This is a genomic window from Roseobacter sp. GAI101 (assembly GCF_000156335.1).
Classification (GTDB): Bacteria; Pseudomonadota; Alphaproteobacteria; order Rhodobacterales; family Rhodobacteraceae; genus Sulfitobacter.
The window spans coordinates 759,549-779,941 of the sequence record NZ_DS999213.1; the positions used below are offsets into that span (position 1 = coordinate 759,549).

Here is a 20,393-nt window from a genome sequence, read left to right on the forward strand (position 1 = left end):
TTCCGCCCCTGAATATCGATTAAATCCGGTCCAAAACAGCACGCGCCGCTCGCAAACCGGGTGATTCACCACCCTGCCCCAAGCGGTCCATGGTCACTTCCATTGCGGTTTTCTGCGCATCCGGTGCGCCCAGAACCTGCGCCAAGCCAGCTGCAATCTTGTCAGGCAAGCAGTCTGGCCCCAGAAACTCCGGCACGACCCGCGTGTCGGACACCAGATTGACCAGCGTCACCGTATCAATCAGGGCCATCGCCTTGATCAAACGAAAACTCAACCAATGCATGCGATAGGCGATCACCATCGGCGTCTGTGCCGCGGCAAGCTCCAATGACACTGTCCCAGATGCGGCCAGGGCAAGGTCCGCCGCACGGAAGGCAGCGCGCTTTCGGGCTTGCGCCTCTTCTCCTGTCATCCCCCGCGGATCAAGAATCGTCGGTGACACGGGCCAATCACGGGTTGCCTCTACTACGGCATCCGCCACAGCGCCTGCTGCGGGGATCACCACACGCAGTGCGGGACGACCCTTGGCGAACAGCCCCACCGCTTCGCCAAAGACTCCGGACAGCTTTGCCACCTCGGAGCGGCGAGAACCGGGAAGCACCACCAACAACGGTGCGTCGCCGATATCATGTGCGGCGCGAAACGCTGCGGCGTCATCGGCGGTCGCGACAGGCTCAGCCACAACCGGATGCCCGACAAAATCGCAATCCATGCCATGGGCCTGCATCAAAGGCGGTTCAAAGGGGAACAAGGCCAGCACATGGTCAATAAAGCGCGCCATCTTCTTGGCCCGACCCGGGCGCCACGCCCAAACTGTCGGTGCCACGTAATGCACTGTGCGGATATCGGACCGCGCCTTGACGCGCTTGGCCACGCGCAAGGAGAAATCGGGGCTGTCGATGGTGATCATCACATCGGGCCTGGCGGCAATCACCGCCTCTGCAGTCTCGTTGATGCGGGCCATCAAGGCGCGGTATTTTGGCAATACCTCGGCAATCCCCATGACCGACAGTTCGGACATGTCGAATTGGCTTTGCAGCCCTTGGGCCGCCATTTCGCTTCCGCCGATCCCTTGAAATGTCACATCCGGTCGCAGGGATTTCAGCCCTGCCATCAAGGCCCCGCCAAGGCGGTCGCCCGAAGGCTCCCCCGCGATGATGAACACCTTCATGCCGTCGCCCGCGACCACAGCACCAGACCAAGGTCATCGGCCAGCGTCTTGCAACGCTCGGGCTCAAGAACGATGACGTTCCCGGCGACAATCACGATCCCGGCCAATCCCGCCTTGTGCGCTGCCTCAAGCGTTGCTGGGCCGATGGTCGGCATGTCGACAAGACGGCTTTGGTCTGGCTTCGGGCCCTTGAACAGAATGGCAGAGGCGCTTTGCACCCGGTCGGGTAAAGTGGCCAACAGATGATCCGTGCCGCCAATTGTCTCGATCCCGTAGACCTGACCACCGCCAACGACACAACATTGACCGATGTCCATCGGGGCCAGTGTCGCCACCACCTGCGCCGCCCGCGCGGCATCTTGGGTCATCTGTGTGTCTGGCGCTTTGGTGCTCAGCACACCGGGGCTGGCCAGCAGATCAGGGGCAAGTTCATGGGCAGCACGCACCGTGAAGCCTGACGTCTCGAAAATATCGATCAGAACCCGCAGTGCGCCATCGTCACCGGCACCCAATGCCTTTTGAAAGGCGGGCACCAGAGGCATCGTTAGCGCATCAAGCTTTGAAGGGTCGAAACTGGGCCTTGCAATGGCACCGCACAGGCAAACCTGCGTAACGCCTTGATCCTGTAAGGATTTTATCAGCGATCCAAGGGTTTCAAGGCGAAATGTCTGATCGACTTCCACCCCTTCGACGGCGACGCCTTCATACCCACAGACCAAAGGCCGGTCGGCTTGGGCCGACGCCACGCGATGGGGCAGTCCGCCGCCCCCAGCGATCAACGCAAGCATCAACCCGGCGTCAGGAAATGACGGCCGGTATCGGCCATGACGAAATCGACGATCTCGCGCACATAGTCGCTGCCGGTCTCGTCGCCCAGACGTCGGGCGCGGTCATGGAATGTCCCCTCGCCCTGTGCCAACATCTGAAAGGCAGCCCGCAATGCGGTAATGTCGCTGCGCGCCACGCCCCGGCGTTTCAGCCCGACCAGGTTCAGTCCGTCCAGCACGCCGCGCGGGGCCTGCACCAGGCCATAGGGGATCACATCATTGGTCACCATGGTCACAGCGCCAATAATGGCACCGCGCCCGATGCGCACGAACTGGTGTATGCCCGCCAGACCACCGATGATCACGTCATCTTCGATGATGCAGTGCCCGGCGACGGCAGCATTGTTCACCACGATCACGCGGTCGCCCAGAATCGCGTCATGGGCAATGTGACAGCCTGCCATGAACAAGCCGTCATCGCCGACCTTCGTCAGCCCGCCGCCTGCTTCGGTCCCGCAGTTCATCGTGACATGCTCGCGGATGCGGTTGCGTTCACCAATAACCAGTCGGCTGGCCTCGCCCTTGAATTTCAAATCCTGCGGAATTTCACCGATCACCGCAAAAGAGAAGATCACCGTGCCCGCGCCCACTTCGGTGCGGCCGGTCACGATGGCATGAGATTTGATCTGAACATCCGCATGGATCACGACCTGCGCCCCGATCACGCAAAACGGACCGACACTGGCCGACGGATCAATCTGCGCGCCTTCTTCGATCACCGCACTGGGGTGAATGCCTGCCATCAGGACAAGTCCATCATCGCGGTAAATTCAACCTCGGCTGCCATTTCGCCGTCAACCGACGCGACGCCGCCGAATTTCCAGACCTTGCCACCGGGTTTCCCGCGTAAGGTCGTCACCTCCATCCTCAACACATCGCCGGGGACGACCTTGCGGCGGAATTTGCATTTATCGATGGCCATGAAATAGACCTTCATATCCTTGTCCGCCATCTCGAGGGTCACACCGACCATGACAGCCGATGTCTGGGCCATCGCTTCGATGATGGTGACGCCGGGCATGATCGGCATGCCGGGGAAATGGCCCTGGAAATGCGGTTCGTTCATCGTGACGTTCTTGATGCCCACAGCGGTCTGCGTGCCGTTGATGTCGACCACCTTGTCCACCAGCAAAAACGGATAGCGGTGCGGGATAATCCGCTGGATCATCTGGATGTCGGCACTTGGCAGGGTGTCAGTCATTGCGGGTCCTGTCTGTTGAAAAACTTTGATATGGCTACCAATTTTGACGGCTATGGGCAAGCGTCGGGCGGAACCTGCTGCTAGTTCTTGCCGCTGCCCAAGGACGCATCCAGCCGCGCGATCGCCTCGTTGGTGATGTCGATCGCGTTGGCGCTGATAAACACTGAGCGCCGCTCGAGGATCACGGCCGCACCGGAATCGCGCATCAGCTTCTCAAGAACCGGCCCCGCAGCGTTCAGGAAAACCTCGCGCTCCTTTTCGACAAGCTGGTTCAGGGCGCGACTTTTGGCGGCTTGGGTCGCACGGATATCCTGCACCTTTGCATCAAAGGCGTCGGCCAGATCCCGGAATTTTTCGGGACTAAGAGCAGCACGTTGCGCAGTCAGCCGCTGTTCTTCGGCCCCCAGATCGGCCTCGATCTGACGATTTTCAGCCGAAAGCGTGGCCCCTTGGGTTTCCAAGTCACGGGCAACCCGAAGCCCGAAGGCGCTTTCATTGAAAACACGGTCGGAATCTATCGTCAGGATCGGACTTTGAACAAGGGGGCGGTCGGAGGCTTGCGCGGCTTGCTGCGCTGCGACCGGTACCGCCCCTAAGGGTAGCACCGGAAGCAGGCAGATCAGAAATGCCCGCAGACGCGTCACTGGATCAGAAATCCGTTCTAAGCGTGACTTCGAACTTTTGCTCTTGGTCAAAGTCTTCTTTCTTGAGCGCCTTCGACACGTTGAACTGAAGCGGGCCAACGGGTGTGTCCCAGAACAGCGACAAGCCGATGACATGGCGGAAAGAACCGGATTCACCGACCACCGTGCCGCCGTTATAGTTCACGTCAGCCAAGTCCCACACATTGCCGACGTCGTAGAACACGCCGCCGCCAATGCCGTATTCTTCGGGCAGACCCAGCGGGAATTCCGCCTCGAAACGGGCCACGACATACATGTTGCCGCCAAGCGGATCATCAAAACCGGCAGATTGATCGCGCGGGCCGATGCCGCCGGATTCGAAACCGCGCATGACGGATGGACCGATCAAGAAACGGTCGGCCACCCGGTTATTACCTTCGCTCCAGGCCAAGGCACCACCTTCAAGTGACGCGCGCAAAGTGACTTCTTCGTTCAGGATCCGCTTTTCGCCAATGACCTTCGCCGTGGTCTTGATGAACTTCGAATCACCGCCGACGCCGGCAAAATCCTGACCGAACTGCACCAGGTAGCCTGCGGTAGGATCAAGCCCGGTGCGGCGTGTGTCATAGCTATACGTATACCCCAAGGACGACGCGACCTGCGCCCCTGCTGAGATATCATCTGCAATCACCGGACCGTTCACGGGTGTCGTCCGCTCGATCATCTCGAGGTCATCATAGGAGTAGCGCAGGGTAAGATTGCCGTTTTCGCTGACAGGAAAGGACAGGCTGGGCTGGAAAATGAACCGCTTTGTATCAAAGCTCGCAAAGGACGAGTTTGTTTCTGCGTAATCAAGGTTAAGTCCGAAGGCGACGTCGCGTCCCAGCAGACTGGGTTCGACAAAGCTAAGCCCGTAACGGCGGGCGTCCGTGGCCGTGCTGACCGACAGGGAAAGCTTTTGACCGCGGCCCAGAAAGTTGTCTTCTGCAAAGCTGATCGCAACGCCGACACCGTCATTGGAGGAGAACGTCCCGCCAAAGTTCAACGAACCGGTGGGTTTTTCCTCGACGTTGACATCGACCACGATCTGCTCGGGGCTGGACCCCTCGCGGGCGTTAACCTCGGCCGTCTCGAAATAGCCAAGGGCGCGGATGCGTTCCGCACTTGCGCGGATTTCACGCGGGTTGAAAGGGTCACCTTCGACGCTGTCAAACTGCCGGCGGATAACGCGGTCCAGCGTCGTCGTGTTGCCTTCAATGTCGATCCGTTCGACGAAGACACGTGGTCCGCGGGTAATGCGGTATTCCACGTCGAGGGTCAGATCACGCTCGTTGCGGGTGATGACGGGTTCGACCCGCAGGAAATCCACACCGTCCCGAATTGCTTTACGCTCCATCCGCGCGATGTCGGTTTCGACCAGCGAAGGCGAATAGACCGCGCCCGACCTGGTCTTGATCACATCCATATAGTCTTGGGCGTCGACCCCGTTGATGGTCGACGTCACGGTAAGTTGGCCGAAGTTGAACTGCTGGCCTTCCTGCACGTTGAACTGAACGAAATAACCGTCGCGTTCTTCAGTCAGCTGTGCGTTGACAGCCGAAATCCGCATGTCGACATAGCCGCGAGACAAATAGAACGTGCGCAGCAATTCACGGTCCAGATCCGTGCGTTCGGCCACGAAAGTATCGCGTTTCACCAAGCGACGGAACAGGCCCGCCTGTTTGGTGCCAAGAACCCGGCGCAAACGACGGTCGGAGTACACCCGGTTTCCGACAAAGCTCAGCCGTTCGATTTCGACGTTGTCACCTTCGAAAACTTCGAAAACCAGATCGACGCGGTTCTGGCTGCGCTTGATGATCTTGGGTTGAACCCGTGCGGCAATGCGGCCTTCGTTGCTGTAGGCCTGCGCGATCGCGTTTGCGTCTTTTTCAGCTTGCGACGGATTGAACACGCGACGCTCGTTCGAACCGATCAGTGCGGCCAGCGCTTCGTCTTTGATCCGCGCATTGCCTTCAAAGCTGATCCGGTTGATCGTCGGATATTCGACGACGTTGATCACCAGCGTGTTGCCGCGTGGTTCAATCGTCACAGTTTCAAACAACCCGCTGGCCAGCAGGTTCTGGTAGGCATCATTCAACTGCCCGCCGCTGATCGCGCGACCACGTGCGATTCCTGCCCGGCTAAGGACCGCGCTGTCGCCGATCCGTTCGTTGCCGTTGATCTGAACTGTATTGAATTGATAATTCTGGGCCTGTGCTGCGGGGGCAGGTATCAAACAAGCCACTGATAGCATTACACAAACTGATAAATTGCGTATCGATTTTGCAACCGGCGTATAGACCGCTGCGTTGGTGGTTTTTCCCCACCTATTATTCTGCCTCATATGCCCAACCCGCTTTAATTAATGTTCTTTCGTTCCTGATTAGACAGATTAACCGGCTTTGTCAAAAGCAAGAGGCCGCCAGACACCTTATATAGGGGGTCTGACGGCCATATTTATCATCATGAAGTGGTTCGGCATGTTTGGGATCAAAGCGATCCAAGCCAGGCCCCTGCTGCAAGGGCAATCGCCATCGTGCCGATATACAGGGCACGGTCCCAGTTTAAATCTACCAGAAGGCTCAATCCGCGGTAGCTTGTCTTGATCGTCTGCATTGCGAAATCCTTTGCTGCTTTGCCAAACGTTACCAAGCAATTAAGGCAAGGTTTTGTCGAATTGTGGCGCAATTGCGGCCAGGAACGATTTTTGGCAGTCCAGTCAGATATTCCGGCGGGGATTTACGGGCAGAACAGATCATTCCCGAGGGCAAAGACCATCAACCCCAGCACCAGGGTCAGACCGATCGTCATCAGGACCCGCAGCGCACCATCGCTTGGTGGCTTTCCGGTCACCGCCTCATAGGCGTAGAACACAAGGTGACCCCCGTCCAAGGCAGGTACCGGGAAAAGGTTCAGCAGGCCGACAGCGGTCGAGAGTACCGCGATAAAATAGATGAAGCTTTGCGCGCCCTGCGATGCCATCGCACCCGAGGTCTGCGCGATGCCGACAGGGCCGCTTAGGTTGCAGGTGCTGATATTGCCAACGATCATATGCTTGAGGCCCGACAGCGACCCCTGGATGATGCGGCCTGTGTTTTCGACCCCGCCCCACAGCGCCTCGAACACGCCGGGTGTCGTCGTGGCCGTGTCAAACGCCGTGCCGCCCACGATACCGATGCGCATCTGCGTCTTGAACGTGCCGTCTGGCTGGGGTTCGTCGGTCACCTTGGGGCGCATGGTGAATTCCAGCGTCTCGCCATTACGCCAGACGGTCAGCAAAAGCGCGCTGCCTTCAGAGGCTTCGACGATTTCCTTGAGCTGCTTGAACGCAAAAACCGGCGTGCCATCAATTGCGGTGATGACGTCACCACTGATCAATCCGGCCTCAAAGGCGGCGGATTGGGGCATGACCTGCTTGATCAGCGTAGGCATCAGGTAAGGGCCCTGCACGGTGATCGTCTGACCATCGCGGCGCACCTCGTAGTCAAGCGGCTGCGCCACGGGGACAGCGGCAAACGCATCCGAAAAGGCACCTTCCTCAAGTGCCGAAGGAATGGTGACCCCACCGGCAGAGATAATCTCGTCGCCGGGCTCAAGCTGCGTGCCCTCAAACGGCAACGCGCGCATCTCGCCTACGGTCAGCGGGTCTTTTGCAACGCCTGCGCTTAGGGCGACGGCGGTAAAAATCAGGATCGACATGATGAAATTGAACGCAGGACCCGCAGCAACGGTCGCCGCACGCGCCCAAAGCGGGGCACCGTGCATGGTGCTGCGCAAGCGTACCGGATCGGCCTGCGCCTGCTCCATCGCGGTGGTATCCTTGCCGGACGCGGCATTGGCATCGCCGGCGAATTTTACATAGCCGCCAAAGGGTAATGCGGCGATCTGCCAGACCGTGCCGCGCTTGTCCGTGCGGGCGTAAATAACAGGCCCGAAGCCCAGCGAAAAGACATCCGCATGAATCCCCGACCAGCGTCCGACAATGTAATGACCGTATTCATGGACTGCCACGATGACCGACAGGGCGACAACAAAGGCCAACAACGTCCAGATTATCCCGCTAAACTGCGGAATCAGTGCAAAAATGTCCAAAACGCTACCCTGCCCTTTTTTTGATCACGGCTTTTGCCGCCTGCCTTGCCAGATGGTCAACTTGGGCGACGTTATCAAGGGTCATGGTGGCATCAATGACGTTGTTGTCAGAATTTAACTGCTCAAGCGTGTCTTCGACGACTTGCGCCATCTGCGGAAACCGCAGGTGACCGTCGATGAAACCGTCAAGGGCGACTTCCTTGGCGGCGTTGAAAACCGCCCCGGCCATGCCGCCACGCGCCATCACCTCGCGGGCCAGCCGCAGGGCGGGCCAGCGCGCCTCGTCGGGGGCCCGGAATTCGAAACTGCCGATCTTTGCCAGATCAAGCCGCTCCACGGGAAGCGTCCTGCGCTGCGGGTGGTGCAGCGCAAAGCCGATGGCATGGCGCATGTCGGGCGGTCCTATATGGGCCATCAGCGCCCCGTCATTGAACCCCACCAGCGCGTGGATCATGGATTGCGGATGTACCAGCACTTCGATCTGCGATGGATAAATGCCGAAATACTCTCTGGTTTCAATGACTTCCATGGCTTTGTTAAACATGGATGCGGAGTCGATCGTGATCCGTTGGCCCATGTCCCAATTGGGGTGGCTCGAGGCCTGCTCGAGCGTGGCATCGGCAAGTTTTTCGAGGGGCCAATCCCGAAAGGCCCCGCCGCTTGCCGTGATGATGATCCGCTCAACGGCGGCCATATCCTCGCCGATCAAAGCTTGGAACACGGCGGAATGTTCGCTGTCGACCGGCAGGATCGCGGCACCATGCGCCTGCGCGGTGTGCAGCATCAGAGACCCGGCGCAAACCAGCGATTCCTTATTGGCCAGCGCCAGTGTCGCCCCCTGTTTCAGCGCTTCGATCCCTGGGGCAAGGCCCGCGGCCCCGACAATGGCGGACATCACCCAATCGACCGGACGGGTGGCGGCCTCGCGGATCGCATCGGTGCCAGCGGCACAGTCTATTCCGCTGCCGTGCAACGCCTCGCGCAGATCGTCCAGCAGGTGATCATGGGCGGTCACGGCAATATCGGCCCCAAGACGGCGCGCGTCCTGTGCCAGTTGCGCGATATTCCCCGCACCGGTCAGCGCCACTACGTTGTAGGCATCCGGCGCGCGCGCAATCAGATCAATCGTGTTTTGCCCGATAGAGCCGGTGGCCCCGAAGATACTAATCCGCCGCATCTGACTGGTTCAATTCAAGCCGGGTGTGATGGGCAGAAACTGCCCGATGATCAGCAGGAACAGTGCCGCCCCCAGCATCCCGTCAAACCTGTCCAGCAGCCCGCCGTGGCCGGGAATAAGGTTGGAGCTGTCCTTGACCCCAACCCGGCGCTTCATGCCAGATTCTGCGATGTCACCCATCTGCGACGCCATCGACATGGCGATGGACACACCGACCAGCTGTAACCCGACGCCCGTATTGATCGAAAACAGCAGCCCCACGATCGCCGCACCGATCCAGCCCGCCGCCGTGCCGGACCATGTTTTCTTGGGGCTGACCTTGGGCCAGAACTTGGGGCCCCCAATGGCGCGGCCGGCAAAATATCCCACCACATCGGTGACCACGACTACCAGCACCAGCCACATCATCCAGCCAAAGCCGAAGTCATCGCGCACCTGTGCCAGACCAAAGCCTGCCAGCACGATCAGGACGGTAAAGCACATGAAAACCGTGCGGTGCTTTTCCAACTGGCCAAAGCCAACCATCGCCGGAGCCAGCAGGACCGGCAGCGAAAAGCCGATCGGCAGATACATTGACGCCAAGGTGGCACAGCCGACAAGCAGCCCCAGGGGCAAGCGCAATTCACGCTTTTCAGGGTTGAGCATGCCCATCAGTTCCCACGCCATGACACCGCAGATCGCGGCAACCATGATGTGAAAGACGTGTCCCCCCATGAAAATTCCGACAAGGCCCACAACAACCATTGCGACGCCCGACCCTACGCGCGCCGTCAGGTCCGACCAGCGTTCCGATGATGATGTCATGATGCCCCTCCCGGCGAAGTCGTCATTTTGTCACGGCACCGAAACGGCGGTCTCTGACGCCGAAAGCCGCACAAAGACGGCCGAATTCCTCTTTCGAGAAATCGGGCCACAGCGTGTCGATAAATTCATATTCCGCATAAGCCGATTGCCAGAGCAAAAAGTTGGAAATTCGCGCTTCGCCGCTGGTGCGTATCACCAGATCGGGATCGGGCAACACATGGGTGTCCAGATAACGCGGCAGCGTTTCTTCATCCACATCCTTTGGATCAAGCAGACCGGCTGCCACATCTTCGGCCAAACGCTGCGTGGCACGGGCCACTTCATCGCGACCGCCATAGTTCAGCGCAATCGTCAGGTGCACGCGGGTGTTGTGTTCGGTCGCCTCTTCCAGCACATGCATCAACTTGATCAGCTTCTTGTCCAGCTTGACCCGGTCCCCGATGAAACGGACGCGCACGCCATATTCGCTTAGCGCGCGGGTTTCCTTGGAAATATAGCGGCGAAACAGGCTCATCAAACCAGCGACTTCGACCTGTGTCCGCTTCCAGTTTTCCGTCGAGAATGCAAAGATCGTCAGGTACTCGACCCCGAAATGGGGACAAGCCTCGACGATTTCGCGCACGCGCTTGGCCCCGGCGTGATGGCCGAACAGGCGCGGCCGACCGCGCTGCGTGGCCCAACGGCCGTTGCCATCCATGATGATCGCCACGTGGCGCGGTGCGCCGGGAACAAGTTCAGACGTGGGATGCGGCGTTGACGGCATCAGACCTGCATGATCTCTGCTTGTTTGGTCTCAAGCTGTTCATCGATCATGGCGATGTATTTGTTCGTCATGTCCTGAACTTCGCCTTCCCAGACTTTCTGGTCGTCTTCGGACATGCCGTCAGCCTTGGCCTTCTTGATCTGGTCCATGCCGTCGCGGCGGATGTTGCGGATCGACACGCGGGCGTGTTCGGCATATTGGCCCGCGACCTTTGTCAACGAGGTGCGGCGCTCTTCGTTCAGTTCGGGAATCGGCAGCATGATGATCGTGCCATTAAGCTGCGGATTGATCCCCAGACCGGATTCGCGGATCGCCTTTTCGACCTTGCCGACAAGGCTTTTGTCCCAGACGTTGATCGTGACCATGCGCGGCTCGGGCACGTTGACGGTACCGACCTGGTTGATCGGCGTCTTGGTCCCGTAGGCATCAACCATGATCGGGTCCAGCATGGATGCAGACCCGCGTCCTGTGCGCAGTGACGCGAATTCAGTGCGCAAAGACGCAATCGCCCCGTCCATGCGCCGTTCAAGATCGTCTGTATCCAGCATAAATTCGTCTGACATGATGTCCCCGGTCGTTTTAAAAGTGTCGAAAGTTTAATCGATATAGCGCTATCAGCGCCCCCTTGTATAGAGAAAGGCGCGTGACAGACGGTTAAGCTTAGCCCTGAACGCGGGTATAGGTGCCCTGACCTGCAAGAATACCGCGGAAGCCACCCGGCTCGTCCAACGAGAATACGATGATCGGCAGGTTGTTGTCGCGCGCCAGGGCAATCGCCGACGCATCCATCACACCCAGACGCTTTTGCAGCACGTCGTCATAGCTGACGGTCTCATAGCGTTTGGCATCATCGTGCTTGGCGGGGTCTTTGTCGTACACACCATCAACCTTGGTGCCCTTAAAGATCGCCTCGCAGGCCATCTCATTAGCGCGCAGGGTCGCGGCAGTGTCGGTTGTGAAATAGGGGTTGCCGGTTCCGGCAGCGAAGATGCACACGCGTTTCTTTTCAAGGTGGCGCACGGCGCGGCGGCGGATATAGGGTTCCGCAACTTCGTTCATGGTGATCGCCGAGATGACGCGGGTGTGGATGTCCAGTTCCTCGAGCGCGGACTGCATCGCAAGTGCGTTCATCACGGTGGCCAGCATTCCCATGTAGTCAGCCGTCGTGCGCTCCATCCCCTGGGCGCTGCCTTGCAAACCGCGGAAAATGTTGCCGCCGCCGATGACCATGCAGATTTCGACGCCCAGATCATGGACGGACTTCACCTCGCGGGCGATGCGCTGGACCGTGGGTGGATGCAGGCCAAAGCCCTGATCGCCCATCAATGCCTCGCCTGAAATCTTCAGCATGACCCGTTCGAATGTCACTTTGGGCAGGGTATCAATCATCGGGGCACCTTTCAGGGGTGAGGGAGGGGTTTTCTTTGTGGCGCAAAATGTCGCAAATAGGCGGAAGATTCAATGCTCCGTCAAAGGTACATGCAAAGAAATGCCAGTCCCGTCGCTGACCACCACCGCAGCCGTGCTATCTGCGGTTGATCCGGCCCTGCCCGTGTTGATCGCGGGGCCAACTGCGTCGGGGAAATCCGCGCTGGCGCTCGCGATTGCCGAGGCACAGGGCGGTGTCATCGTGAACGCAGACGCCAGCCAGGTCTATGACTGCTGGCGGGTTATTTCCGCGCGCCCGTCGGTCGAGGAGGAAGCGCGCGCGCCCCATCTGTTGTACGGGCATGTGGTGCCAAATACGCCTTATTCAGTGGGGCATTGGCTGCGCGAGGTGGAGGATATCCTGCGCGGGTCCCAGAGGCCGATCATCATCGGCGGCACGGGGCTGTATTTCGCGGCGTTGACCCAAGGTCTTGCCGATATTCCGGCCACGCCCGACGCCATCCGTGCCGCGGGCAACGCGATGTCGCTTGCGGAACTGACCGCAGCGCTGGACCCGAAAACCGCCGCGCGCATCGATTTGAACAACCCGATGCGCGTGAAACGCGGGTGGGAAGTGCTTACCGCTACAGGGCGCAGTCTGGCCGATTGGCAAGATGCCACGCCCCCGCCGTTATTGCCGTTGGGCGCGTGCACAGCAATTGCCGTAGAGGCGGACAAGGACTGGCTGAACGCGCGCATCATCCGCCGGTTCGACCAAATGCTGGACCAAGGGGCGCTGGACGAAGTCGCTCGGGTGGCCCCATCCTATGATCCCACCCTGCCCGCGCATCGTGCCATCGGTGTGCCGGAACTGATCGCCTATCTGGAGGGCAGGCATACACTAAAGGTCGCGCGCGAAAATGCGATCATCGCGACCCGGCGATATGCAAAAAGACAGCGGACGTGGTTGCGCCGGAACACAGCTGATTGGCTGAAATATGCACCCGGATAAGCCCTGCTTTCTTTGCAGAGGGATTATTTAATTTGGCGTAAGGTTATATCTTTTGTTGATATAATTTCAGTTTGGCTATGAACTGCACCGATGATGCCAAGTGCCGTGAAAGTGTTAACACTGGCCCAGCTGACGCTTGGGCAAGACTGGCGGCTGAGCCTGTGTCATGATCGCCCGGCGCATCTGCTGATGTGGATCACACGCGGTCAGGGCCTCTTGCAACTTGACGGGCAGCGGCGCGGGGTCGGCGCGCATAACGCGATCTTTGTCCCTGCAAAAGCGTTGTTCTCTCTTGAAATCGGGCGGCAGGGATATGGTCAGGCCATCGTGATTCCGGACGGGGCACCGTTGCGCCTGCCCCAGATGCCGCGCCACCTGCGGATACGTGACGTGCAGGCGCAAACCGACCTGACCAGCCTGATCGAAGCGGCACAACGCGAACAGCAGGCGCAGCGCCCTTTGGTGCAAGATGCGCTTGAGGGGCATGCAGCGCTGATATCCGTCTGGTTACGGCGTCAGTGTCTGCTGGACGAACATGTGCCGGACAAACGCAGTGCCGGGGCGCGGCTTAGCGCGCGGTTCTGTCAGATGGTCGCGGACCGCTATGCCACCGGGGCCCCGATGGCGGTCTATGCGCAAACGCTGGGCGTGACGCCCACCCATCTGACCCGTGCGGTCAAGGCGTCGACCGGCAAGACTGCGGCGGATATCCTGACCGAACGCGTCGTCCATGCGGCGCGGGACCTGTTGATGACAACGTCGTTTTCCGCGCAAAATATCGCGCGGCACCTCGGGTTCGGATCGGCAGCCTATTTCACCCGTTTTATGCAACAGCATACCGGTTATCCCCCCAGCAAGCTGCGCCCGCCCAAGGAAGAGCTGGCCAGAACCTGAACATCATGTCGTGAATGTGTCAGGCCGATGTCGCTTTTATATCCCCAAAGGTCGAATCGTGGCGTTGACCTTCGGGCTGATCTGGTGCCTCATGTGCCTGAGAAGAAAGACAGATCGGTTTTTTACAGTCGCCTTTCAGGCAATCTGGATTAGATCAAGGGAGACATGGCACTCGATCAAGACTGCGAACAGCAGCGCCCGGGGTGCAAGAAATTCTGACAAGGGCCATGCGCCTGAAAATGCCGGCAGGATCAACCCGCCGCCAAGCCACAGGGACGTTCCATGGGAATATTCATCCTTCGCCGCCTGGGCGTGATGCTGCTGACGGCGCTGTGCCTGACCTTCATCGTGTTTTGGTTGACCAACCTTTATCCCAACCTTGAAAAGCTGGCCAAGACCCAAGGAAATTTTCGCATGTCGGACGAAGCCGTGGAAAGCTATCTGGGCAACCGTGGTTATCTGGACCCGACCCCGGTCAAGTTCGGCCGCTGGCTGGGCGTCGTGCCGGGCTGGGTCACGGAAACCGAAGACGGCAAGGTATTCGGCCGCTGCTTTGGTGACGGCACGCCAGAGGAGGACCGCCCCAGATTTTGCGGTGTGATCCAGGGCGACTGGGGCTTTTCCACCGTCTTCAAGGAAGACGTTGGGCCGACGGTGCTGACCCGGCTTGGCCTGACGGGCAAGCTGATGCTGTGCGTGATTTTGCTGATGGTGCCATCTGCCTTGGTGGTGGGCGTTTTGGCGGGGATGCGCGAAGGATCCAGGATGGACCGGTCGCTGTCGACCTTTTCGATCGCAACCACGGCCACGCCTGAATATGTGTCGGGGGTGATCTTTATCGCCGTGCTGGCGTCGTCGCGCTTCGGGCTGTCGCCGTTGCTGGCGGACTGGGGCTGGATCGACAGCAAGACCTTGTTTCTGGGGTCGGCAACCAGCGCGATGGATGATGCGACCTTTTGGAACTTCTTCCTGCCGGTGCTGACCATCTCGCTTTATGGCATGGGCTATATCGCGCGGATGACCCGTGCATCAATGACCGAGGTTATGACTGCACAATACATCCGCACGGCGCGTCTGAAGGGCGTCAAATTCAGTGATATCGTTTTGAAACACGCCCTGCGCAACGCGCTGATCGCGCCGTTCACGGTGATCATGCTGCAAATTCCGTGGCTCCTGAACGGCGTCGTCATCGTCGAGACCCTGTTCAATTACAAAGGCTTCGGCTGGTTGCTGGTGCAGGCGGCATCGAACAACGACATCGAATTGTTGCTGGCCGTTTCGGTCGTCTCTGTCATCGTGGTTCTGGTCACGCAGCTGATTTCCGACATCGGCTATGTGTTTTTGAACCCCCGCATCCGCATCACCTGAAGAAAGGGCAAGGACATGGAAGCTTTGACATGGACAGGCTCGATGAGCTGGTTGAACCCGGTTCTTTGGTTGGCCGTCGGCATTATGGCAGTGGCCTATGTGGTGCAGATCATGCTGTCGTTCATCCCTGCCGCAGGGGTGCGCACGATCGGCACGGGCGGCGTGGCGGCCGCGAACCAAGGCATCACGGGCCTGATTGGCAAGGTCGGGGCCTATGGTTTTTTCGCCTCATTGGGTCTGGTGGTACTGTATCTGCTGGCAGGTGTCGTAATGGGGACCGGTGCAGGGATCATCGGCGGCATGTCCCGGCAATTCGTGCCGGTCTGGATCGCCTTGATCGTGACCTTTGCCCTGTCGATCAAATTCAAGCGCAAGCTGGGTTTGTATGGCAAGCTGTTTGACAGCACGGTGGGTATGATCGGTTTCGCGCTGGTGATGTTCTGGGTCTTCACCGGCATTTTGGGCGGCGTGTTTGATCTGGTGATCACCCATGACAGCCTTAGCCAGGTGTCCGGCATGAAGAACAAACTGCCCGGCACCGCCTTGGCCCGCGCCGAGCCCGCCGATTACCAGTGGTTCCTGCTGGGGGGCGACAATCTGGCCCGCGACGTGTTCAGCCGGCTGATTAAGGGGTCGTGGGTGGTCATCCAGATCGCGCCGATGGCCACGATCTTTGCCTTCATGGTCGGGATCACCCTGGGGCTGCCGGCGGGATATTATGGCGGCAAGCTGGATGTATTCCTGAGCTTTCTGGCGAACCTGATCCTCGCCTTTCCGGTAATCTTGATCTTTTATCTGCTGGTTACCCCCGAAATCGTGCTGACGGGCCTGCCCAGCTATATGGCGATTGTGTTGTTTGTCTTTCCGCTGGTGTTTCTGGCGGTGCTGCTGAATTCACGGCTTTATACGCAACCATCGCTGCGTACGCCGGTGATGATCGTGATATTGGGGGTGATCGGCTGGCTGTACCTGTCGATGATCTCGAATGACGGGGCTTTGGTGAAGACGCTGACCTATGAGATCCCCGGATTGCCGACGTTTCTGGACCTTTTCGATATCGGGCCCGGCCTGTTGGTCGTGTTCGTCGCCGTGGTCTTTGTGAACGCGCCGACGGTGTTTCGTATCGTGCGCGGCCTCGCGCTGGATATCAAGACCCGCGATTATGTGGCGGCGGCCCAGACCCGTGGCGAAGGCCCGTGGTACATCATGCTGTGGGAGATCCTGCCCAATGCACGTGGCCCGCTGATCGTCGATTTCTGTCTACGGATCGGATACACAACGATCCTTTTGGGGACCTTGGGGTTCTTCGGGCTCGGGCTGGAATCAGAGAGCCCGGATTGGGGCACGACGATCAATGCCGGGCGCCGGTTGTTGTCACTGTATCCGCACGCCGCCATCGCACCTGCGCTGGCTTTGTTGAGCCTTGTTCTGGGGCTAAATCTGCTGGCGGACGGGCTGCGCGAAGAGAGTTTGCGCGACTGATTTAAAGGACGGGACCGGGGGCCAGCCCCCGGAACCCCCGGGATTTTGGACCATTTGGAAGCAGGGTTTGCTTCCATCCGGTCAAGGGAGACGGACCATGGCGAAGCTTGAATATGACGGCCCTATTCTGGAGATCGACAAGCTGTCGATCTCATTTTTCACGCGTCTGAGGGAAATTCCGGCGGTGATGGATTTTTCGGTTTCGGTCAAACCGGGCGAAGCGGTTGGTTTGGTGGGCGAATCCGGCTGTGGTAAATCCACCGTTGCCCTTGGGGTAATGCAGGATCTGGGCGTGAACGGCCGCGTTGTCGGCGGGGCGATCAAGTTCAAGGGACGCGATCTGAGCGAGATGAGCGATGCGGAGTTGCGCGACATTCGCGGCAGCCAGATCGCTATGATCTATCAGGAGCCGATGGCATCGTTGAACCCGGCGATGCGGATCGGACGACAGTTGATGGAAGTGCCGATGATCCACGCCGGGGTCTCGGAGAAAGACGCCTACGCCCGCGCGCTGCAGTTGGTGACGGATGTAAAGCTGCCTGACCCCGAACGCATCCTGAAGGCCTATCCGCATCAGCTTTCTGGAGGGCAGCAGCAGCGGATCGTCATTGCCATGGCCTTGATGTCCGAGCCTGCCCTGTTGATCCTGGATGAGCCGACCACGGCGCTGGACGTCACCGTCGAAGCGTCGATTGTCGAGTTGGTCAAGGATCTGGGGCGCAAATACGGCACGTCGATGCTGTTTATCAGCCACAACCTTGGCTTGGTCCTTGAGACTTGTGACCGGATTTGTGTCATGTATTCCGGCGAAGCGGTCGAACGCGGGTCGATCGAGGACGTGTTCGACGAGATGCAGCACCCCTATACGCAGGCGCTGTTCCGGTCGATCCCCTTGCCCGGTGCCGACAAGAATGCACGGCCGCTGATCGCAATTCCCGGCAACTTTCCCCTGCCCCATGAACGGCCGGACGGCTGCAACTTTGGCCCGCGCTGCGATTATTTCGAGGCGGGGCGCTGTGACCAGGGTCCGATCATGATGGAGGATGTGCCGGGCAACGAGCGCCACGCCACCCGCTGTCTCAAGTATCAGGAGATCGACTGGAAAGCGCCGCTTGAGTTGGCCGATGTGAAGCAGAAGGGCGAAATCGGCGAGGTTGTCCTGAAGATGGACAAGCTGAAGAAATATTATGAAGTCGCTGCGAATTCGATGTTCGGCGGGTCGGCCACCAAGGTGGTGAAGGCGAATGAGGAGCTGAGCTTTGAGGCGCGCGAATCCGAGACATTGGCGATTGTCGGGGAATCGGGCTGCGGCAAATCCACTTTTGCGAAGGTGTTGATGGGGCTTGAGACTGCGACCGCAGGTCAGGTTCTGCTGGATGGCAAGGACATCGGCAATGTCCCGATCGAAGACCGCACGACGCAGAATGTCGCGGATATCCAGATGGTGTTCCAGAACCCGTTCGATACGTTGAATCCGTCGATGACCGTGGGAAGGCAAATCATCCGGGCGCTCGAGATTTTCAAGATCGGCAAGAACAACAAGGACCGCACCAAGCGCATGTTGGAGCTGTTGGATCTGGTCAAGTTGCCACGTGAATTTGCCGGACGCATGCCACGGCAATTATCCGGCGGGCAAAAGCAACGTGTGGGGATTGCGCGCGCCTTTGCAGGGGATGCGCGGATTGTCGTGGCGGATGAACCGGTGTCGGCGCTGGATGTATCCGTGCAGGCCGCCGTGACCGATCTGCTGATGGAAATTCAGCGCGAACAAAAGACCACCTTGCTGTTCATCAGCCATGACCTGAGCATCGTCCGGTATCTGAGCGACCGTGTGATGGTGATGTATCTGGGCCATGTGGTCGAACTGGGAACCACGGATCAGGTGTTTTCGCCGCCCTACCACCCCTATACCGAAGCGCTGCTGTCTGCGGTGCCCATCGCCGACACGCGGGTAAAGAAAAAGCATATCGTGCTTGAAGGCGATGTGCCGTCGGCCATGAACCCGCCGCCCGGTTGTCCGTTCCAGACGCGCTGCCGTTGGAAGGCGCAGGTCGGGGGCGATAAATGCGAGACTGTGGTGCCGGAATTGCGGACATTGGCCGAAGGGCATCAGGTGAAATGCCACCTGAGCGATGCGCAACTGGCCGAGATGGAGCCGGTGATCGAATTGAACGTCGCGGCAGAATGACTCTGCCGCGGCTTTTCGGTGAACGCGGCTAGAGGCCCGCGATCACTTTGACGTAATTCTTGGTTTCCTTGAACGGGGGAATGCCACCGTATTTCTTGACCGCGCCCGGTCCCGCATTATAGGCGGCCAATGCGAGGTTCCATGTTCCGAAGTCACGAAATTGCATCTTGAGGTAGCGCGCACCGCCATCAAGGTTCTGATAGGGGTCCTTGGGGTCGACGCGCAGCACCCGCGCAGTGTCAGGCATCAACTGGGCCAATCCCATGGCCCCTTTATGGGACTTGGCACCGGGGTTCCAGCCGCTTTCCTGCTGCACCAGCCGCAAGAACAAATCTTCGGGAATACCGTGCCGGCGCGCGGCGTCGCGGGCCATGCTGTGGTATTCGCCGCGATACTTGCCGTTGTATCTGGGCACGTCCCATTTGGTGGGCGTCGTGACACGTTGCGGCTGCAACCGGACTGAGGACGCGTATTGCTTGGATGCGCGGGTATCAAGCAGCTTTTTCTGCGAGGCGAAAAGCTTGGACCTGCTTTTGGTGGAAAACACATCGGCAGTAGCCGGTGCCCCGCCGGCAAAGACACAGCACAGCGATGTGATCAGCAGTTTTCTCATGCGGCCTCCAGCCCCTTGTTCCAATTCGCCGGACAATACCGAAATCAGCGCACACCGCCACCTATTAATCAACATGACAATTCGGGTTATCCCCGCTTATGCCTGTTTCTCGCAGGCTGCCCTCGGTATAACGTCGGCCAACCGAGGGCTTGCGTGGGATTCGCGCGGGCCTGACAACCTTTAGGCAGACAGGGGGCATTATGGCCGGCTCAGTTAACAAAGTGATCCTTATCGGCAATCTGGGGCGCGATCCCGAAGTGCGTTCGTTCCAGAATGGCGGAAAAGTGTGCAACCTGCGCATCGCGACATCCGAAACATGGAAAGACCGCAATACGGGCGAACGTCGCGAGAAGACCGAATGGCACACCGTGGCGATCTTTCAGGAAGGTCTGGTGCGCATCGCGGAACAGTACCTGAAAAAAGGATCGAAAGTGTACATCGAAGGCCAGTTGCAGACCCGCAAATGGCAGGACCAGTCCGGAGCCGACCGTTACAGCACCGAAGTCGTGTTGCAGGGTTTCGGTGGCACATTGACCATGCTGGACGGTCCCTCTGGTGGTGGTTCCGGCGGTGGCGGTGGCGGTGGCGGCTATGACAGCGGCCCGTCCGATCCGGGCGGATACGGCGGCGGCTACGATTCCGGCCCTGCATCGGGTGGCGGCAGTTCAAGCGGCGGTGGTGGATCATCGCGTGATCTGGACGACGAAATCCCGTTCTGATTTTCAGGCGCAACAAATGTCAAAAGGCGGGCTTCGGTCCGCCTTTTTCATG

General features: G+C 59.2%; 20 protein-coding genes. 6 read left to right on the top strand and 14 right to left on the bottom strand.

Annotated elements, in window-relative coordinates; all coding sequences use genetic code 11:
• Positions 1-19 precede the first annotated feature (19 nt).
• The 13 genes from lpxB to pyrH all read right to left on the bottom strand — a co-directional run bounded on the left by lpxB (position 20) and on the right by pyrH (position 12,086).
• The gene (lpxB, locus tag RGAI101_RS03565) at positions 20-1,171 is read right to left on the bottom strand and encodes a lipid-A-disaccharide synthase (RefSeq protein WP_008227760.1); all 1,152 of its coding nucleotides are present in this window, start codon (positions 1,169-1,171) and stop codon (positions 20-22) included.
• Positions 1,168-1,959 (bottom strand): LpxI family protein, encoded by a 792-nt coding sequence (locus RGAI101_RS03570; RefSeq protein ID WP_008229468.1) that lies wholly within the window; start codon positions 1,957-1,959, stop codon positions 1,168-1,170. Before RGAI101_RS03570 ends, lpxB begins: the two co-directional genes overlap by 4 nt.
• Positions 1,959-2,741, bottom strand: a complete 783-nt coding sequence (lpxA, locus tag RGAI101_RS03575; RefSeq protein ID WP_008225746.1) for an acyl-ACP--UDP-N-acetylglucosamine O-acyltransferase — start codon at positions 2,739-2,741, stop codon at positions 1,959-1,961. Before lpxA ends, RGAI101_RS03570 begins: the two co-directional genes overlap by 1 nt.
• Positions 2,741-3,199, bottom strand: a complete 459-nt coding sequence (fabZ, locus tag RGAI101_RS03580; protein ID WP_008228592.1) for a 3-hydroxyacyl-ACP dehydratase FabZ — start codon at positions 3,197-3,199, stop codon at positions 2,741-2,743. The genes lpxA and fabZ overlap by 1 nt, the downstream gene beginning before the upstream one ends.
• Before the next feature lie 80 nt (positions 3,200-3,279).
• Positions 3,280-3,843 (bottom strand): OmpH family outer membrane protein, encoded by a 564-nt coding sequence (locus RGAI101_RS03585; protein ID WP_008229418.1) that lies wholly within the window; start codon positions 3,841-3,843, stop codon positions 3,280-3,282.
• Positions 3,844-3,847: 4 nt separating this feature from the next.
• Positions 3,848-6,115: an outer membrane protein assembly factor BamA gene (gene bamA / locus RGAI101_RS03590; protein ID WP_037227280.1), complete on the bottom strand. Its 2,268-nt coding sequence runs from the start codon at positions 6,113-6,115 to the stop codon at positions 3,848-3,850.
• 236 nt (positions 6,116-6,351) lie between these two features.
• Positions 6,352-6,477: a hypothetical protein gene (locus RGAI101_RS22540; protein ID WP_008229393.1), complete on the bottom strand. Its 126-nt coding sequence runs from the start codon at positions 6,475-6,477 to the stop codon at positions 6,352-6,354.
• 123 nt (positions 6,478-6,600) lie between these two features.
• A complete protein-coding gene (rseP, locus tag RGAI101_RS03595; RefSeq protein ID WP_008229015.1) occupies positions 6,601-7,953 on the bottom strand; it encodes an RIP metalloprotease RseP in 1,353 nt (450 codons plus the stop codon).
• 4 nt (positions 7,954-7,957) lie between these two features.
• Positions 7,958-9,130, bottom strand: a complete 1,173-nt coding sequence (dxr, locus tag RGAI101_RS03600) for a 1-deoxy-D-xylulose-5-phosphate reductoisomerase (protein WP_008227141.1) — start codon at positions 9,128-9,130, stop codon at positions 7,958-7,960.
• Positions 9,131-9,139: 9 nt separating this feature from the next.
• A complete protein-coding gene (locus RGAI101_RS03605; protein ID WP_037227282.1) occupies positions 9,140-9,934 on the bottom strand; it encodes a phosphatidate cytidylyltransferase in 795 nt (264 codons plus the stop codon).
• A gap of 22 nt (positions 9,935-9,956) precedes the next feature.
• Positions 9,957-10,697, bottom strand: coding sequence for a polyprenyl diphosphate synthase (gene uppS, locus RGAI101_RS03610; protein WP_008226129.1), 741 nt, complete (start codon positions 10,695-10,697; stop codon positions 9,957-9,959).
• Positions 10,697-11,260, bottom strand: coding sequence for a ribosome recycling factor (gene frr, locus RGAI101_RS03615; protein WP_008228200.1), 564 nt, complete (start codon positions 11,258-11,260; stop codon positions 10,697-10,699). Before frr ends, uppS begins: the two co-directional genes overlap by 1 nt.
• A 97-nt stretch (positions 11,261-11,357) precedes the next feature.
• On the bottom strand, positions 11,358-12,086 hold the full coding sequence (gene pyrH, locus RGAI101_RS03620) for a UMP kinase (protein WP_008226429.1): 729 nt from the start codon (positions 12,084-12,086) through the stop codon (positions 11,358-11,360).
• A 100-nt stretch (positions 12,087-12,186) separates the two neighbouring features.
• Here pyrH and miaA point away from each other — a divergent pair, with 100 nt between their 5' ends.
• From miaA to RGAI101_RS03645, 5 genes are all read left to right on the top strand, one after another.
• A complete protein-coding gene (miaA, locus tag RGAI101_RS03625; protein WP_008227514.1) occupies positions 12,187-13,077 on the top strand; it encodes a tRNA (adenosine(37)-N6)-dimethylallyltransferase MiaA in 891 nt (296 codons plus the stop codon).
• Between the two features lie 90 nt (positions 13,078-13,167).
• The gene (locus RGAI101_RS03630) at positions 13,168-13,971 is read left to right on the top strand and encodes a helix-turn-helix transcriptional regulator (RefSeq protein WP_008225670.1); all 804 of its coding nucleotides are present in this window, start codon (positions 13,168-13,170) and stop codon (positions 13,969-13,971) included.
• 282 nt (positions 13,972-14,253) lie between these two features.
• Positions 14,254-15,339 (top strand): ABC transporter permease, encoded by a 1,086-nt coding sequence (locus RGAI101_RS03635; protein ID WP_008226118.1) that lies wholly within the window; start codon positions 14,254-14,256, stop codon positions 15,337-15,339.
• Positions 15,340-15,354: 15 nt separating this feature from the next.
• Positions 15,355-16,821 (top strand): ABC transporter permease, encoded by a 1,467-nt coding sequence (locus RGAI101_RS03640; protein ID WP_008228166.1) that lies wholly within the window; start codon positions 15,355-15,357, stop codon positions 16,819-16,821.
• A 97-nt stretch (positions 16,822-16,918) separates the two neighbouring features.
• Positions 16,919-19,009 carry a dipeptide ABC transporter ATP-binding protein gene (locus tag RGAI101_RS03645; RefSeq protein WP_008225303.1) on the top strand — a complete coding sequence of 697 codons (2,091 nt, stop codon included), beginning with the start codon at positions 16,919-16,921 and terminating at the stop codon, positions 19,007-19,009.
• A gap of 28 nt (positions 19,010-19,037) precedes the next feature.
• On the opposite strand, the gene RGAI101_RS03650 is transcribed toward RGAI101_RS03645, so the two are convergent.
• Positions 19,038-19,622, bottom strand: coding sequence for a lytic transglycosylase domain-containing protein (locus RGAI101_RS03650; RefSeq protein ID WP_037227287.1), 585 nt, complete (start codon positions 19,620-19,622; stop codon positions 19,038-19,040).
• 200 nt (positions 19,623-19,822) lie between these two features.
• Here RGAI101_RS03650 and RGAI101_RS03655 point away from each other — a divergent pair, with 200 nt between their 5' ends.
• Entirely contained in the window at positions 19,823-20,341 is a 519-nt protein-coding gene (locus RGAI101_RS03655) for a single-stranded DNA-binding protein (RefSeq protein ID WP_037227290.1), read from the top strand.
• The last annotated feature ends 52 nt before the right edge of the window (positions 20,342-20,393 follow it).

Excerpts from the sequence above, each read along its gene's own strand:
- lpxB (WP_008227760.1), bottom strand. The coding sequence starts at position 1,171 with ATGAAGGTGTTCATCATCGCGGGGGAGCCTTCGGGCGACCGCCTTGGC.
- RGAI101_RS03570 (WP_008229468.1), bottom strand. The coding sequence starts at position 1,959 with ATGCTTGCGTTGATCGCTGGGGGCGGCGGACTGCCCCATCGCGTGGCG.
- lpxA (WP_008225746.1), bottom strand. The coding sequence starts at position 2,741 with ATGGCAGGCATTCACCCCAGTGCGGTGATCGAAGAAGGCGCGCAGATT.
- fabZ (WP_008228592.1), bottom strand. The coding sequence starts at position 3,199 with ATGACTGACACCCTGCCAAGTGCCGACATCCAGATGATCCAGCGGATT.
- bamA (WP_037227280.1), bottom strand. The coding sequence starts at position 6,115 with ATGCTATCAGTGGCTTGTTTGATACCTGCCCCCGCAGCACAGGCCCAG.
- RGAI101_RS22540 (WP_008229393.1), bottom strand. The coding sequence starts at position 6,477 with ATGCAGACGATCAAGACAAGCTACCGCGGATTGAGCCTTCTGGTAGAT.
- dxr (WP_008227141.1), bottom strand. The coding sequence starts at position 9,130 with ATGCGGCGGATTAGTATCTTCGGGGCCACCGGCTCTATCGGGCAAAAC.
- RGAI101_RS03605 (WP_037227282.1), bottom strand. The coding sequence starts at position 9,934 with ATGACATCATCATCGGAACGCTGGTCGGACCTGACGGCGCGCGTAGGG.
- uppS (WP_008226129.1), bottom strand. The coding sequence starts at position 10,697 with ATGCCGTCAACGCCGCATCCCACGTCTGAACTTGTTCCCGGCGCACCG.
- frr (WP_008228200.1), bottom strand. The coding sequence starts at position 11,260 with ATGTCAGACGAATTTATGCTGGATACAGACGATCTTGAACGGCGCATG.
- pyrH (WP_008226429.1), bottom strand. The coding sequence starts at position 12,086 with ATGATTGATACCCTGCCCAAAGTGACATTCGAACGGGTCATGCTGAAG.
- miaA (WP_008227514.1), top strand. The coding sequence starts at position 12,187 with ATGCCAGTCCCGTCGCTGACCACCACCGCAGCCGTGCTATCTGCGGTT.
- RGAI101_RS03630 (WP_008225670.1), top strand. The coding sequence starts at position 13,168 with ATGATGCCAAGTGCCGTGAAAGTGTTAACACTGGCCCAGCTGACGCTT.
- RGAI101_RS03635 (WP_008226118.1), top strand. The coding sequence starts at position 14,254 with ATGGGAATATTCATCCTTCGCCGCCTGGGCGTGATGCTGCTGACGGCG.
- RGAI101_RS03640 (WP_008228166.1), top strand. The coding sequence starts at position 15,355 with ATGGAAGCTTTGACATGGACAGGCTCGATGAGCTGGTTGAACCCGGTT.
- RGAI101_RS03645 (WP_008225303.1), top strand. The coding sequence starts at position 16,919 with ATGGCGAAGCTTGAATATGACGGCCCTATTCTGGAGATCGACAAGCTG.
- RGAI101_RS03650 (WP_037227287.1), bottom strand. The coding sequence starts at position 19,622 with ATGAGAAAACTGCTGATCACATCGCTGTGCTGTGTCTTTGCCGGCGGG.
- RGAI101_RS03655 (WP_037227290.1), top strand. The coding sequence starts at position 19,823 with ATGGCCGGCTCAGTTAACAAAGTGATCCTTATCGGCAATCTGGGGCGC.